At 40.7% G+C, this 14,010-nt stretch carries 19 protein-coding genes; all 19 read left to right on the forward strand.

The features are described from left to right. Nucleotides 1-116: 116 nt before the first annotated feature. The 19 genes from rplF (at nt 117) to WKT03_RS12040 (ending at nt 13,924) form a co-directional block, all read left to right on the forward strand. Nucleotides 117-656, forward strand: coding sequence for a 50S ribosomal protein L6 (gene rplF / locus WKT03_RS11950; RefSeq protein ID WP_021944971.1), 540 nt, complete (start codon nt 117-119; stop codon nt 654-656). Nucleotides 657-673: 17 nt separating this feature from the next. Then, nucleotides 674-1,042, forward strand: coding sequence for a 50S ribosomal protein L18 (gene rplR / locus WKT03_RS11955; RefSeq protein ID WP_008402729.1), 369 nt, complete (start codon nt 674-676; stop codon nt 1,040-1,042). Nucleotides 1,043-1,061: 19 nt separating this feature from the next. Then, nucleotides 1,062-1,571 (forward strand): 30S ribosomal protein S5, encoded by a 510-nt coding sequence (gene rpsE / locus WKT03_RS11960; RefSeq protein WP_008402728.1) that lies wholly within the window; start codon nt 1,062-1,064, stop codon nt 1,569-1,571. A gap of 14 nt (nt 1,572-1,585) precedes the next feature. After that, the gene (gene rpmD, locus WKT03_RS11965; RefSeq protein ID WP_008402727.1) at nt 1,586-1,768 is read left to right on the forward strand and encodes a 50S ribosomal protein L30; all 183 of its coding nucleotides are present in this window, start codon (nt 1,586-1,588) and stop codon (nt 1,766-1,768) included. Between the two features lie 24 nt (nt 1,769-1,792). Further along, nucleotides 1,793-2,233, forward strand: coding sequence for a 50S ribosomal protein L15 (gene rplO, locus WKT03_RS11970; protein WP_021944970.1), 441 nt, complete (start codon nt 1,793-1,795; stop codon nt 2,231-2,233). 2 nt (nt 2,234-2,235) lie between these two features. Further along, nucleotides 2,236-3,549 carry a preprotein translocase subunit SecY gene (gene secY, locus WKT03_RS11975; protein ID WP_021944969.1) on the forward strand — a complete coding sequence of 438 codons (1,314 nt, stop codon included), beginning with the start codon at nt 2,236-2,238 and terminating at the stop codon, nt 3,547-3,549. A 170-nt stretch (nt 3,550-3,719) separates the two neighbouring features. After that, nucleotides 3,720-4,364: an adenylate kinase gene (locus WKT03_RS11980; RefSeq protein WP_118674722.1), complete on the forward strand. Its 645-nt coding sequence runs from the start codon at nt 3,720-3,722 to the stop codon at nt 4,362-4,364. Between the two features lies 1 nt (nt 4,365). Next, complete coding sequence (gene map / locus WKT03_RS11985) at nt 4,366-5,133, forward strand: type I methionyl aminopeptidase (protein ID WP_021944967.1); 768 nt, start codon at nt 4,366-4,368, stop codon at nt 5,131-5,133. Between the two features lie 49 nt (nt 5,134-5,182). Further along, nucleotides 5,183-5,401 carry a translation initiation factor IF-1 gene (gene infA, locus WKT03_RS11990; protein WP_008402721.1) on the forward strand — a complete coding sequence of 73 codons (219 nt, stop codon included), beginning with the start codon at nt 5,183-5,185 and terminating at the stop codon, nt 5,399-5,401. Between the two features lie 178 nt (nt 5,402-5,579). Continuing rightward, nucleotides 5,580-5,693 carry a 50S ribosomal protein L36 gene (rpmJ, locus tag WKT03_RS11995; protein ID WP_015533797.1) on the forward strand — a complete coding sequence of 38 codons (114 nt, stop codon included), beginning with the start codon at nt 5,580-5,582 and terminating at the stop codon, nt 5,691-5,693. Between the two features lie 245 nt (nt 5,694-5,938). Then, complete coding sequence (gene rpsM / locus WKT03_RS12000) at nt 5,939-6,307, forward strand: 30S ribosomal protein S13 (protein ID WP_021944966.1); 369 nt, start codon at nt 5,939-5,941, stop codon at nt 6,305-6,307. Between the two features lie 112 nt (nt 6,308-6,419). Continuing rightward, nucleotides 6,420-6,815: a 30S ribosomal protein S11 gene (gene rpsK, locus WKT03_RS12005; RefSeq protein ID WP_008402719.1), complete on the forward strand. Its 396-nt coding sequence runs from the start codon at nt 6,420-6,422 to the stop codon at nt 6,813-6,815. A gap of 19 nt (nt 6,816-6,834) precedes the next feature. After that, a complete protein-coding gene (gene rpsD / locus WKT03_RS12010; RefSeq protein WP_008402717.1) occupies nt 6,835-7,428 on the forward strand; it encodes a 30S ribosomal protein S4 in 594 nt (197 codons plus the stop codon). 133 nt (nt 7,429-7,561) lie between these two features. Then, on the forward strand, nt 7,562-8,518 hold the full coding sequence (locus tag WKT03_RS12015; RefSeq protein ID WP_008402715.1) for a DNA-directed RNA polymerase subunit alpha: 957 nt from the start codon (nt 7,562-7,564) through the stop codon (nt 8,516-8,518). A gap of 71 nt (nt 8,519-8,589) precedes the next feature. Next, nucleotides 8,590-9,126 (forward strand): bL17 family ribosomal protein, encoded by a 537-nt coding sequence (locus WKT03_RS12020; RefSeq protein WP_117807171.1) that lies wholly within the window; start codon nt 8,590-8,592, stop codon nt 9,124-9,126. Nucleotides 9,127-9,196: 70 nt separating this feature from the next. Next, nucleotides 9,197-11,125 carry an ABC transporter ATP-binding protein gene (locus WKT03_RS12025; protein WP_340392260.1) on the forward strand — a complete coding sequence of 643 codons (1,929 nt, stop codon included), beginning with the start codon at nt 9,197-9,199 and terminating at the stop codon, nt 11,123-11,125. A gap of 107 nt (nt 11,126-11,232) precedes the next feature. Then, complete coding sequence (locus WKT03_RS12030; protein ID WP_118616355.1) at nt 11,233-12,033, forward strand: energy-coupling factor transporter transmembrane component T family protein; 801 nt, start codon at nt 11,233-11,235, stop codon at nt 12,031-12,033. A gap of 15 nt (nt 12,034-12,048) precedes the next feature. Then, nucleotides 12,049-12,786 (forward strand): tRNA pseudouridine(38-40) synthase TruA, encoded by a 738-nt coding sequence (truA, locus tag WKT03_RS12035; protein ID WP_118616357.1) that lies wholly within the window; start codon nt 12,049-12,051, stop codon nt 12,784-12,786. Further along, nucleotides 12,779-13,924: a glycoside hydrolase family 3 N-terminal domain-containing protein gene (locus WKT03_RS12040; protein ID WP_340392263.1), complete on the forward strand. Its 1,146-nt coding sequence runs from the start codon at nt 12,779-12,781 to the stop codon at nt 13,922-13,924. Before truA ends, WKT03_RS12040 begins: the two co-directional genes overlap by 8 nt. Nucleotides 13,925-14,010 lie beyond the last annotated feature (86 nt).

Here is a 14,010-nt window from a genome sequence, read left to right on the forward strand (position 1 = left end):
TGATAAAACAATCCCTCCGGCATCATTTCCTGAAAAATACCGGAGGTTAAAGCCTGCATGGATACACTCCATGCAGCACAAATACAAATAATATAAATTTTAAGGAGGAAGGCGAAATGTCACGTATCGGAAGAATGCCTATCGCTGTACCTGCAGGAGTGACTGTAGATATCGCAGAAAATAATAAAGTGACTGTTAAAGGACCAAAGGGAACACTTGAGAGAGTTCTCCCAGCAGAAATGGATATTAAGTTAGAAGCTGATGTAATCACAGTTTCAAGACCTAATGATTTAAAGAAGATGAAGTCTTTACACGGACTTACCAGAACACTTATCCACAACATGATCATTGGTGTTACAGAGGGTTATGTTAAGGATCTGGAAGTAAACGGTGTAGGTTATAGAGCTCAGAAGCAGGGCAATAAATTAGTTCTTGCTCTTGGTTATTCACATCCAGTTGAGATGGTTGACCCAGAAGGTATCGAAGTAAAGGTTGATGGTAACAAGATTTCAGTTGTTGGTATTGACAAGGAAAAAGTTGGTCAGTATGCAGCAGAGATCAGAGAAAAGAGAGCACCGGAACCTTACAAGGGCAAAGGTATCAAGTATGTTGACGAGACTATCAGACGTAAAGTTGGTAAGACTGGTAAGAAATAATAAAGGAGTGAGATAAGATGGTTAATAAAGAATCAAGAAGCGAAGTTCGTATTAAGAAGCATATGCGTGTTCGTAATCATTTAGCTGGAACAGCAGATAGACCACGTTTAGCAGTTTTCAGAAGTAATAATCATATGTACGCTCAGATTATTGATGATTCAGTTGGAAACACAATTGTAGCAGCATCAACAGTAGAGAAGTCAATCAAGGAAGCACTTGAGCAGACAGATAATGTAGATGCAGCAGCATACGTTGGTAAAGTTGTTGCTGAAAGAGCACTGGAAAAGGGAATCAAGACTGTTGTATTTGACAGAGGAGGATTCATCTACCAGGGTAAGGTTCAGGCATTAGCAGATGCAGCAAGAGAAGCTGGTCTAGAATTCTAAGAAGGAGGAAGAACAACATATGAAGCGTGAAATAATTGATGCTAGTAAATTAGAATTAGAAGATAAAGTAGTAGATATCAAACGTGTAACTAAGGTTGTTAAGGGCGGACGTAATTCTAGATTTGCATGTCTTGTAGTTGTTGGTGACAAAAACGGTCATGTAGGCGTAGGCGTTGGTAAGGCTGTAGAAATTCCTGAAGCTATCCGTAAGGGTAAGGAAGATGCAGCTAAGCACCTTGTTACAGTTCCTGTAAATGAAAACGGAAGTATCCCATATGATTGGAACGGAGAATTTGGTAGTGCAACAGTATTGCTTAAGTCAGCTCCAGAAGGTACTGGTATTATCGCCGGTGGTCCTGCTCGTAACGTACTTGAGCTTGCTGGATACAAGAATATCCGTACAAAATCCTTAGGATCAAACAACAAACAGAACGTAGTTCTTGCAACAATCAAAGGTCTTTCAGAGATCAAGACTCCGGAAGAGATCGCAAGACTTCGTGGAAAATCTGTTGATGAGATACTTAACTAAGGAGGTATTATAAGATGGCAGATAAGTTAAAAGTTACTTTAGTAAAATCACCAATCGGATGCGTACCAAAGCATAAGAGAACTGTAGAAGCATTAGGTCTTAAGAAGGTAAACAAGTCAGTTGAACTTCCTAACAATGCTGCAACTCTTGGTATGGTTAAGCAGGTTAGTTATTTAGTAAAGGTAGAAGAGATTTAATTATATTTGAAGGAGGTGCAGGTCGTGAATTTATCAACATTAAAGCCAGCAGAAGGTTCTAAGCATAGTACTAATTTCAGAGTAGGCCGTGGTCATGGTTCAGGAAATGGTAAGACTGCAGGTAAGGGCCATAAGGGTCAGAAGGCACGTTCAGGATCACCTAGACCAGGATTTGAAGGCGGACAGATGCCTTTATATAGAAGAATCCCTAAGAGAGGATTTACATGTATCAATCACAAAGATATCGTTGCAATCAATGTTTCAGTTCTTGATCGTTTCGAGGATGGAGCAGAGGTTACAGTAGATACACTTGTTGAATGCGGTATCGTAAAGAACCCACGTGATGGAGTTAAGATTCTTGGAAATGGAGAGTTAACAAAGAAGCTTACAGTTAAGGCAAATGCTTTTTCAAAGTCAGCAGTCGAGAAGATTGAAGCTCTTGGCGGAAAAGCAGAGGTGATCTAATAATGTTTAAAACCTTTATCAATGCATTCAAAGTAAAGGAATTAAGACAGAAATTATTATACACATTCTTTGTTCTCATAGTAGTCAGGCTGGGAAGCCTGATTACTGTACCGGGAATCCGAGCAGCAGCGATTAAAGAATATCTAAGTAACGCACTTGGAGATTCCTTCAATCTGTTCAGCTCATTCACCGGAGGATCGTTCGATCAGATGTCAATATTTGCATTGAACGTAACACCATATATTACATCTTCCATTATCATCCAGCTTCTTACCATAGCAATTCCTGCTCTGGAAGAGATGCAGAAAGATGGTGAAGACGGAAGAAAGAAAATTACAGCAATTACCCGTTTTTTAACGATCGGTCTCGCAATTCTGGAAAGTGCAGGTCTTGCGATCAATTTCGGAAGAAAAGGATTCATGGACAGCTACAATTTCTGGACAGTGCTTTCAATGATCGTTATCCTTACAGGTGGTAGTGCATTTGTAATGTGGCTTGGCGAACGTGTAACAGATCGTGGTGTGGGAAATGGTATTTCCATTATCCTGTTGATCAACATCGTATCAACCATGCCAAATGATTTCAAGAATATTTACACACAGTTCATCAAAGGCAAAGATGCAGTCAGAATGTGTCTGATCGCACTTCTGGTTGTTGCAATTGTTGTAGGTGTAACCATTCTTGTATGTATGCTTCAGGGAGCTGAAAGAAAGATTCCTGTACAGTATGCAAAGAAAGTTCAGGGTAGAAAGCAGATGGGAGGTCAGTCCTCCAACATTCCACTTAAGGTAAATACAGCAGGCGTTATTCCTGTAATCTTTGCTTCTTCACTGATGGCGATTCCTTCTATTATAACGAGTTTATTTGGAAAGAGTCCATCCGGTGTCGGTGCTAAGATCCTTCAGGGAATGAGCCAGTCATACTGGTTTAATCCGAACTATCCTTGGGGATTCCTTGGATTGGCAGTATATATCTTACTGGTATTCTTCTTCGCGTATTTCTATACAGCAATTACCTTCAATCCAATGGAGATTGCAAATAACATGAAGAAGAGCGGTGGTTTTGTACCGGGTATTCGACCAGGTAAGCCAACCCAGGACTATTTAAATAAAATACTGAACTATATTATATTTATCGGAGCAGTTGGTCTTTTGATCGTTGCGATGATTCCTATGTTCTTCAACGGATTTTTCAGTGTAAATGTTTCATTCGGTGGAACATCCATCATCATCGTAGTTGGTGTTGTAATTGAAACCATGAAGAGTCTGGAATCACAGATGTTAGTAAGACATTATCAGGGATTCTTATTAGATTAATTGTAAGATACAGATATAAAAAACACGAAAAATGGGAGTGTACACTTGTGCACTTCCTATTCGTGTATTATAGTATAAGTATCTATGGCTTGTTCATTTGGAGGACGGCTGATAACAGGAGGGATTGCAATGAACGTATCCCGCAGGAAAATAAAAAATGGAGGTTATATATGAAGATAATTATGTTAGGTGCGCCAGGCGCAGGCAAAGGTACACAGGCTAAAATGATCGCTGAGAAGTACGGAGTACCACATATCTCAACAGGAGATATTTTCAGAGCAAACATCAAGAACGGAACAGAACTCGGAGCAAAGGCAAAAGAATATATGGATAAGGGACTTCTTGTTCCGGATGAATTAGTTGTAGATCTGGTAATTGACAGATTCAAAGCAGCCGACTGCGCAAAGGGATATATCCTTGATGGATTTCCAAGAACTATTCCACAGGCAGAGGCACTTGACAAAGCATTATCAGCAATCGGTGATTCTGTAGACTATGCGATCAACGTAGAAGTACCGGATGAGAATATCGTTCGCAGAATGTCCGGAAGACGTGCATGCGTTGGCTGTGGTGCAACATATCATATTGTATATAACCCTACAAAAGTGGAAGGCAAATGTGATGTATGTTCATCCGATCTTATCTTAAGAGATGACGATCAGCCGGAAACAGTATTAAACAGACTGAAAGTATATCATGAGCAGACACAGCCATTGATCGATTTCTATGCTAAGAAAGGAATCCTGAAAGAAGTTGATGGAACAATGGATATGAATGATGTATTTGCAGCAATCGTTAAGATTTTAGGTGAATAAAATGGCAATATCTATAAAATCTGAGAGAGAAATTGAATTGATGAAAGAAGCCGGCAGAATTCTGGCTCTCACACATGAGGAGCTGAAGAAGGCGATCAAACCGGGAATCACAACCTATGAGATCGATAAACTTGGTGAAGAAGTGATCAGAAGCTATGGCTGTATTCCTTCCTTCCTGAATTATAACGGTTATCCGGCATCTATCTGTGTATCCGTGAATGAGGAAGTTGTTCATGGTATACCATCAAAGACAAGATTTCTGAAAGAGGGCGACATAGTAAGTCTTGATGCAGGCGTTATCTATGAAGGATATCACTCCGATGCAGCAAGAACTTATGGAGTAGGAAAGATTTCACCGGAAAATGAGCATCTGATTGCAGTTACAAAGCAGAGCTTTTTCGAAGCAATGAAGGTTGCTGTTCCGGGAAATCATATTCGAGATATCGGAAGGGCTGTAGAGCAGTATGTTTTGAAATTTGGATATGGAATCGTAGAAGATCTGGTTGGACATGGTGTTGGAGCAAATCTTCATGAGGATCCGGAAATACCGAATTTTGAAACGATCAAAAAAGGACCAAAGCTGAAACCGGGAATGACGATCGCAATCGAACCGATGATAACAGCAGGTGATTATGAAGTAGACTGGCTGGATGATGACTGGACTGTCGTAACCGTGGATGGTTCCAATGCAGCACACTATGAGAACACGATCCTTATTACAGAGGACAAACCGATCATCTTGTCGCAGGCAGAAGGATTGGAATTATAGAAAATAAAAAATGAATTCAAAATCTCAAGGATTTTAAGGAGGATTAAAAATGTCAAAGGCAGACGTAATTGAAGTAGAAGGAACAGTAATCGAGAAGTTACCAAATGCAATGTTTCAGGTAGAGATCGAGAATGGTCATAAGGTTTTAGCACACATTAGTGGTAAGCTCAGAATGAATTATATCAAGATCCTTCCGGGTGATAAGGTAACAATTGAATTATCACCATACGACCTGACAAAGGGAAGAATTGTTTGGAGAGATAAATAAATTCTTCTATATAAAGAGGTATGTAATGAACATTCTGTAAAGATATTCCCTTTATAGGATGTGATTTATCATAATAATCCCATTAATATGAAAAAATAGAAAATGGGACTTGCATTCTATTGTGAAAAATGATAGAATGCTTATTCGTAGCGGACTTTTTTTGAAAGGAGATTTTCTAATGAAGGTTAGAGCATCAGTAAAACCTATATGCGATAAGTGCAAAGTTATCAAGAGAAAGGGTATCGTTAGAGTTATCTGCGAGAATCCAAAGCACAAACAGCGTCAGGGTTAATCAAAAAAAGAAACTGGGTATCCGGATGATAGCCCATCCATATGATATCTTGTTTTTTAAGTATCAACACACACGGATGTGTTGTAAATTTTAAAAGCGGCTGTAGCATAATCATTATATGCTAGTAAAAATAAAAAAACAGGCAGCGAGATGGAAACATATGCATTTCACCTCAGCATTTTTATGTTGAGATATGTCGAGATCCGATATGCCGGACAGAAGAATTTTTACGGAGGTTAATTAGAATGGCTCGTATTTCAGGTGTTGATTTACCAAGAGACAAGCGTGTTGAGATTGGTCTTACTTATGTATATGGTATAGGTTTGACATCTTCACAGCGTATCCTTAAGGAAGCAAATGTTAATCCTGACACACGTTGTAATGATTTAACTGATGATGAAGTAAGAAGAATCAGCGAAGTAATCAATGCAACACAGACTGTTGAAGGAGATTTACGTAGAGAAGTAGCGCTTAACATCAAGCGTTTACAGGAAATTGCATGCTACCGTGGTAAGCGTCATAGACAGGGACTTCCTGTTCGTGGACAGAAGACAAAGACAAACGCAAGAACACGTAAGGGACCTAAGAAGACAGTAGCAAACAAGAAGAAATAATACTGTTTTCATTTGTTCTTATATATAGTAGAAGATAAGAGATCTTCTGCACCGGGCAGAAGATAAAGTACATTTGTATAAATTTGGAAAACCATAGGAGGTTTAAGAGTTAATGGCTAAGCAAGTTACTAAAAAAGTGGCTAAGAAGCGTGTCAGAAAGAGTGTTCAGCACGGACAGGCTCATATTCAGTCATCTTTCAATAATACAATCGTTACATTAACAGACGCTGAAGGTAATGCACTTTCATGGGCAAGTGCTGGCGGTTTAGGATTCAAGGGTTCTAAGAAGTCAACACCATATGCTGCTCAGATGGCTGCTGAGACAGCTGCAAAGGCTGCTGCTCCTTACGGATTAAAGACTGTTGATGTTATGGTAAAAGGCCCAGGCTCAGGTAGAGAAGCAGCTATCCGTGCTCTCGCAGCTTGCGGTATCGATGTTGTAAGTATCAAAGACGTTACACCAGTTCCACATAATGGTTGTCGTCCACCAAAGAGAAGAAGAGTCTAATTAGGAGGTACAGAGTAAGATGGCAGTAGATAGAACCCCAGTTCTTAAGAGATGCAGATCTTTAGGCATGGAGCCAATGTATCTCGGAATTGACAAGAAATCAAATAGAAAATCAACAAGAGCAAACAGAAAAGTAAGTGAGTATGGTTTACAGCTTCGTGAAAAGCAGAAGGCTAAGTTCATTTACGGTGTATTAGAGAAGCCTTTCCGTAACCTTTACGCTAAGGCAGAGCAGCAGAAGGGCTTAACAGGTCCTAACCTTATGACATTACTTGAGTTAAGACTTGATAATGTTATCTTCAGATTAGGTTTTGCAAGAACAAGAAGAGAAGCAAGACAGATTGTAGATCACAAGCATGTACTTGTTAATGGAAAGAGTGTTAACATTCCTTCATACCAGGTAAAGGCTGGAGACAAGATCGAGATCAGAGAGAAGAGCAAATCCTTACAGAGATATAAGGATATCATTGCTGCAACAGAAGGACATTTAGTTCCAGGTTGGTTAACCGCTGACAGAGAAAACCTTTGTGGAGAAGTAGTTGAGAAGCCAAACAGAGAGCAGATCGATGTTCCTGTAAACGAGACCCTTATTGTCGAGTTATATTCCAAGTAATAAGAATAAATATGATCATCCGTACATCCATCCGGGATTTACCTGTGTGGATGTCTGGATGCAGAATATATTTATGATAGATATTTGCAAAGTTGGAGTATACCAGTTAATTACCCATAAAGGAGGGGCTTAAATGTTTGAGTTTGAGAAACCAAAAATTGAGATAGTTGAGATTTCAGATGATAACAAGTATGGTAAGTTTGTAGTAGAGCCTTTAGAGAGAGGCTATGGTACAACCCTTGGTAATTCATTAAGAAGAATTATGCTTTCTTCATTACCTGGTACAGCAGTAACACACGTTAAGATTAAAGGTGTTTTACATGAGTTCAGTTCTATTCCCGGAGTAAAGGAAGATGTAACTGAGATCGTTATGAATATCAAGTCTTTAGTAATAAAGAACAATTCATTAACAAATGAGCCGAAGCAGGCTTATATCGATGTAGCTGGTGACTGTGTTGTCAGAGCATCCGATATTCATGTAGACGGCGATATCGAGATCATCAATCCTGATCTTGTAATTGCAAATCTTAGTGGCCCGGATGCAAGACTTGAGATGGAACTCACCATCGGCAACGGCAGAGGCTACGTTGGTTCTGATAAGAATAAAGAAGCAGATGCACCGATTGATGTCATCGCTATTGATTCTATATATACACCGGTTGAGAGAGTTAATCTTACAGTTCAGAATACTCGTGTTGGTCAGGTTACAGATTATGATAAGCTGACACTTGATGTATTTACAAATGGTGCTATCGCACCGGATGAGGCTGTCAGCCTCGCTGCAAGAGTCCTTGTAGAACATTTGAACCTGTTCGTTGATCTGTCTGAGAACGCAAAATCCGTTGATGTAATGGTTGAGAGCGTAACAGATGAGAAGGAAAAGGTTCTGGAAATGAATATTGATGAGCTTGAATTATCAGTTCGTTCATACAACTGCTTAAAGAGAGCCGGTATCAATACAGTTGAAGAATTGATCAATAAGACTCCGGAGGATATGATGAAAGTTCGTAACCTCGGTCGTAAGTCATTAGATGAAGTATTAGCTAAGCTGAAAGAATTAGGCTTATCACTGAATGACAGTGAGGAATAATACTTTTTACCACTCAAGCCGAATAATAGTAAGCACAGTGAAGACCCGCAAGGGTAAGGAGGATAAATAAAATGGCAATGTATAGAAAACTTGGAAAAGCAAGCGCACAGAGAAATGCATTACTTCGTAACCAGGTAACACAGTTATTATACCATGGTAAAATCAGAACAACAGAAGCTAGAGCTAAGGAAGTTGTTAAGATTGCAGAGAAGCTTATCACATTAGCAGTTAAGGAAAAGGATAACTATGATGAAGTTACCGTTACCGCTAAGGTTGCTAAGAAAGATAAAGATGGTAAGAGAGTGAAGGAAGTTGTTGATGGTAAGAAAGTTACTGTATATGATGAAGTAGAAAAGACCATCAAGAAGGATCAGCCTTCAAGACTTCATGCAAGAAGAGAAATGCTTAAGGTATTATATCCGGTTGTTGAAGTTCCTGCAGATGCTGCCGGAAAGAAAGCCGGTACAAAGAAAGTTGATTTAACAAGCAAGTTATTCGATGAGTACGGTACAAAGTACGCAGGACGTAAGGGTGGTTACACAAGAATCATCAAGATTGGTCAGCGTAAGGGCGATGCTGCAATGGAAGTTATTCTTGAGTTAGTATAATTATAAACATAAGGGCTGTCAGGTACATGTATGTGTATTTGGCAGCTTTTTTATTTCTAGGAGCGTGTACATGAGTTTTATTCAGGTGAGAAAGCTTGGACATAAATTTAATATCAAGGACAAGGATGGAAATGTTACAGGTGAGAAATGGGCTGTGAAGGATATGGATTTTGATGCCCATAAGGGACAGATCATTGCCGTTCTTGGACGTAACGGTTCGGGAAAGTCAACATTTGCCAGACACCTGAATGGCTTATATGCACCAAATCAGGGAACGGTATGGATACAGGGAGATTCTGATGTATTAGATACGAGCCGGGAAGGTGATCTGCTGGCCATCCGTCGTGCAGTCGGGATGATCTTTCAGAATCCGGATAACCAAATGGTAGGAAATACGGTTGCGGAAGATGTAGGATTTGGTTTGGAAAATCTGGGCTTCCAGGCAGAGGAGATATGGGAGCGAATCAACGAAGTACTTCGATTGACAGGGATGGAGGCATATCTGGAACGAAATGTATCACATCTAAGCGGTGGACAGAAGCAAAGACTGGCAATCGCATCTGTGATGGCCATGTCACCGGAATGTATCGTTATGGATGAAGCAACTGCCATGCTCGATCCTGTGGGAAGCAGACAGATACTTGATACCTTATATCATTTGAACCGGGAGTTTGGCATCACGGTCATTATGATCACACATCGAATGGAGGAAACGGTTCGGGCAGATCAGATCTATGTAATGGATGATGGAAATGTAGAGTTGATTGGCGCACCATATGAGATTTATCCACAGGTAGAGAAGTTAGAGCAGCTTGGTCTTGACAGTTTATTGCCATATAAGCTGTTGCATGAGTTGAAAGTAGATTATTCCGATGATAAGAAATTTGTCAGAGATTCAGACGAAGACGCAAAAAGTGCGTTGGTTGATAGAAAAGAGGGGCTTTTGTCGGTACAGGATGCTGCGGACAGGATAAAGGCATGTTTGCGTGATGGAAAATCTTTTGTAAACAGACAAGAAACAGCAGAACATTTTAATTCGGCGCAGAAAGATATATCGTCAAGTAAAAATGAGGATGGAATACATGAGGATATCCTTGATAATAGAAATAACATGGATAGAGAAGAACACAATGGTATGTTATTGGATGCCGGGATAAAAAAAGATATCTTGGTCGAGGCTGATAATCTGGAGTATTCTTATAAGGATGGTGCGGTACTGGTTCCTGCGGTAGAGCAGGTGTCATTTCAGATCAGAAAAGGAGAGATCCTTGCGGTGGCAGGACATACCGGTTCAGGGAAAAGTACGCTGTTATATATGTTAAACGGTATTTACCGTCCGATAGGGGGAACACTTAAGGTTGATGGAATTGATGTAGGAAAGACGAAGAATCTGAAAGAATTACGGAAGAAGATTGGATTTGTGTTTCAGTATCCGGAGTATCAGTTATTTGAAAGTACGGTGTTAGCGGATGTAATGTACGGTGCATTGAACTTCGGCATGTCGAAAGCAGAAGCAGAACAGGCGGCAAGGGAAGCATTGGCACTTGTGAATATATCAGAGGAATATTTTGAATATTCTCCGTTTGACCTTTCAGGCGGACAGAAGAAGCGTGTAGCACTTGCAGGAATCCTTGCATATAAGCCGGAGATCCTTATTCTCGATGAGCCGGTTGCCGGCATGGATCCGAAATCCAAACGGGAATTATTTGCACTGATCCGCAGATTACATGAAGAACGGAATATAACTGTAATCTTTGTATCACACGACATGAAGGATGTGTATGAGATTGCAGATCGTATTCTGGTTATGGGACAGGGAAAGCTGGTCTATGATGGAGCAGTAGAGCAGGCATTTGGAACGCCGGAGATGGTAGAAAAACTGGGCTTAGAGATGCCGGAAATGGCGATATTCCGGGAGGCATTGTTGCCGGAGATCAGGCTCACAGCAAGAAGCATGGCGGGCGTGATCGACGAGCTTAGCGAGCTAAAGAATATATAAGAAGAGATATAAAATTAATGAAGCTATAGAGATGAATGGTGACATTTCAAAACATGAACGTAGCATAAGAAAGTGGATAGTTATCAGATAACATAGAGGAAAGAAGCATGGTAAGAGACATTACGATCGGACAATATTATAATACCAGATCACCGATTCACGAGCTGGATGCCAGAACAAAACTGGTGCTCACGATTGTATATGCGGTTACGATCTTCTGGTGCAGGGATTTGTGGACTTTTCTTGCTGCAACAGCATTTCTTATTGTGTATGTGGCATTAAGTCGTGTTCCACTTTCTTTTATCTGCCGGGGACTTAAGGTTGTTTGGGCGTTTATATTATTTACAGCATTTTTCAGTCTGTTTAACGGTGATGGAAGGGTTCTGGTCAGTATCTGGAGATTTCATATCACGACCGGCAGCTTAAAGACAACAGGAATTGTAGTATTTCGTTTCGTATATCTGATCATTGGTTCATCGATCATGACATATACAACGCTTCCATTGGCACTTACGGCAGGGTTGGAGAAGTTGTTTGGATTTCTGAAGATCTTTCGTGTTCCGGTATCGGATATGGCATTGATGCTTTCAATCACGCTTCGATTTATTCCGATTCTGATGGAAGAACTGGACAAAATTATGAAAGCACAGCTTTCGCGTGGAGCCGATTTTGAAAATGGAAATATTTTCAAACGGATACGAAGTTATACCCAGATATTTATTCCGTTATTTGCATCTGCGATCCGACGTGCAACCGATCTGGCATATGCGATGGACGCCAGATGTTATCACGGAAGCGAATGCCGTACCAGCATGAAACCGTTGAGATATAGTAAAAAAGATGCATTTGCATATGGTCTGCTGGTGGTATATGTGGTAGGATTGATCTTGATGAAGATATTTTTATAACAGGAAACCGGGAAAATGAAACGAGTAAAATTAGTAGTAGCCTATGATGGTACGAACTATCATGGCTGGCAGGTACAGGACAACGGAATAACGATAGAGGAAGTGCTGAATCGGACGATCAGCGAGCTGGTGCAGGAAGATATCAAGGTGATCGGAGCCAGCAGGACGGATGCTGGTGTACATGCCTGTGGAAATGTGGCAGTATTTGACACTGAATCCCGGATACCGGGGGATAAGTTTTCATTTGCGTTAAATCAGCGGCTTCCGGAGGATATACGGATTCAGGAATCCTGCGAGGTGGATGCAGACTTTCATCCAAGGTATGCAGATACAGTAAAAACCTATGAATATAATATATTGAACCGGCGGTTTGAACTGCCGACAAAACGGTTATATGCGGCATTTTGCTACTATCCGATGGATATAGAGCGGATGAATCAGGCGGCGGCGTATCTGGTTGGTGAACATGATTTTAAGAGCTTCTGTTCTGCAGGTGCACAGGTGCAGACGACGGTTCGGACGATCTATGCGGTAAATGTGACGAAAGCGGATGACATGGTTCATATCAGGATCACGGGAAATGGCTTCTTATATAACATGGTAAGGATCATTGCAGGAACTTTGATGCAGGTCGGAACCGGGCTGATGGAGCCGGAGCAGGTGAAGGAGATCCTGGAAGCGAGAGACCGAAGCAAGGCAGGACCGACAGCAGTAGCGAAAGGCTTGACACTGGTGGAGATCCGATATGAATAAAAGAATCGTTTGTATATGTATGAGTGTGCTTTTATGTCTGACTGTTATATGTATGGACACAGGCACAGATGTACATGCCGGATATTATGAAGATAATGACAAATATATAAAACAACGTGTAGCTGACAGGATGAAGGAAATGAGCTGGGAGGAGAAAATAGCCCAGATGATCCTGGTGAAGGCTCCTGCTAAAAATGCTGCAAATATCCAGAAACAATATCAGTTTGGCGGATATGTTTTGTTTGGGGAAGATTTTGAAAACAGTACACCGGAGAAACTTAGAAATCGGATCTATGGAATTCAGAAAGCGTCAAAGATTCCGATGTTGATCGCAGTGGATGAAGAAGGCGGAGCTGTAGTAAGAGCATCCAGATACCGTCAGTTCCGATCCACACCATATGCTTCGCCGAGGACAGTATTTTCTGCAGGCGGATGGAATGGTATAGTAAAGGATACGAAGGATAAAGCGAAGTTTCTGAAAAAGCTTGGAATCAATACGAATCTTGCACCGGTTGCCGATGTTGCATATGATTCGAGTAACTTTATTTACAATAGAAGCTTTTCTACAAATGCAGCGGATACTTCCAGATATATCAATCTTGTGGTGAATAACATGAAACAGGAGGATATGATCAGCTCATTAAAACATTTTCCGGGCTATGGAAATAATGGGGATACGCATACAAACCTGATCCATGATTATCGGAGCTATAGTAGCTTCAAGAACCGGGATCTGAAGCCATTTCAGGCGGGAATCCGGTCGGGATGTGATATGATCATGGTAAGCCATAATATTGTACATTGTTTTGATTCTAAAAATCCGGCATCTATATCACCGAAGATAAACAAATACATTAGAAATACAATGGGATTTAAAGGTGTGATCGTTACGGATTCGTTGTCGATGGCAGGAGTACGGAGCTTTACCGGAAGTGAGGGTGAGAGTGCTGTCAGAGCAGTTCAGGCAGGAGACGATCTTCTCTGCACGGAGCATTATAAAGAAACATATCAGGCATTGCTTCGGGCTTACAAGACAAAGCGGATATCGAAAAAACGGATCAATGCATCTGTCAAAAGAATTCTCATGATGAAATACCGCCGTGGTATGAACGGAAGATTTGCGGTCAGACATAGATAGCATATTTGAATGCGAAATGGCAGATGAATGCTGAAAAATAAAGAAAAACGCCTGAAAAAATAAAGAAAGTTTATTGACACACACGG

Origin of the sequence: Coprococcus sp. HCN-4056, assembly GCF_037892645.1 — a bacterium.
Lineage (GTDB): Bacteria > Bacillota > Clostridia > Lachnospirales > Lachnospiraceae > Coprococcus > Coprococcus ammoniilyticus.

Bases quoted from the DNA above. Each gene is read 5' to 3' on its own strand.
- rpsD (WP_008402717.1), top strand. From the start codon at position 6,835: ATGGCAGTAGATAGAACCCCAGTTCTTAAGAGATGCAGATCTTTAGGC.
- WKT03_RS11980 (WP_118674722.1), top strand. From the start codon at position 3,720: ATGAAGATAATTATGTTAGGTGCGCCAGGCGCAGGCAAAGGTACACAG.
- WKT03_RS12030 (WP_118616355.1), top strand. From the start codon at position 11,233: ATGGTAAGAGACATTACGATCGGACAATATTATAATACCAGATCACCG.
- rpsK (WP_008402719.1), top strand. From the start codon at position 6,420: ATGGCTAAGCAAGTTACTAAAAAAGTGGCTAAGAAGCGTGTCAGAAAG.
- infA (WP_008402721.1), top strand. From the start codon at position 5,183: ATGTCAAAGGCAGACGTAATTGAAGTAGAAGGAACAGTAATCGAGAAG.
- rplF (WP_021944971.1), top strand. From the start codon at position 117: ATGTCACGTATCGGAAGAATGCCTATCGCTGTACCTGCAGGAGTGACT.
- rpmD (WP_008402727.1), top strand. From the start codon at position 1,586: ATGGCAGATAAGTTAAAAGTTACTTTAGTAAAATCACCAATCGGATGC.
- WKT03_RS12020 (WP_117807171.1), top strand. From the start codon at position 8,590: ATGGCAATGTATAGAAAACTTGGAAAAGCAAGCGCACAGAGAAATGCA.
- rpsM (WP_021944966.1), top strand. From the start codon at position 5,939: ATGGCTCGTATTTCAGGTGTTGATTTACCAAGAGACAAGCGTGTTGAG.
- truA (WP_118616357.1), top strand. From the start codon at position 12,049: ATGAAACGAGTAAAATTAGTAGTAGCCTATGATGGTACGAACTATCAT.
- WKT03_RS12015 (WP_008402715.1), top strand. From the start codon at position 7,562: ATGTTTGAGTTTGAGAAACCAAAAATTGAGATAGTTGAGATTTCAGAT.
- WKT03_RS12025 (WP_340392260.1), top strand. From the start codon at position 9,197: ATGAGTTTTATTCAGGTGAGAAAGCTTGGACATAAATTTAATATCAAG.
- secY (WP_021944969.1), top strand. From the start codon at position 2,236: ATGTTTAAAACCTTTATCAATGCATTCAAAGTAAAGGAATTAAGACAG.
- map (WP_021944967.1), top strand. From the start codon at position 4,366: ATGGCAATATCTATAAAATCTGAGAGAGAAATTGAATTGATGAAAGAA.
- rpsE (WP_008402728.1), top strand. From the start codon at position 1,062: ATGAAGCGTGAAATAATTGATGCTAGTAAATTAGAATTAGAAGATAAA.
- rpmJ (WP_015533797.1), top strand. From the start codon at position 5,580: ATGAAGGTTAGAGCATCAGTAAAACCTATATGCGATAAGTGCAAAGTT.
- WKT03_RS12040 (WP_340392263.1), top strand. From the start codon at position 12,779: ATGAATAAAAGAATCGTTTGTATATGTATGAGTGTGCTTTTATGTCTG.
- rplR (WP_008402729.1), top strand. From the start codon at position 674: ATGGTTAATAAAGAATCAAGAAGCGAAGTTCGTATTAAGAAGCATATG.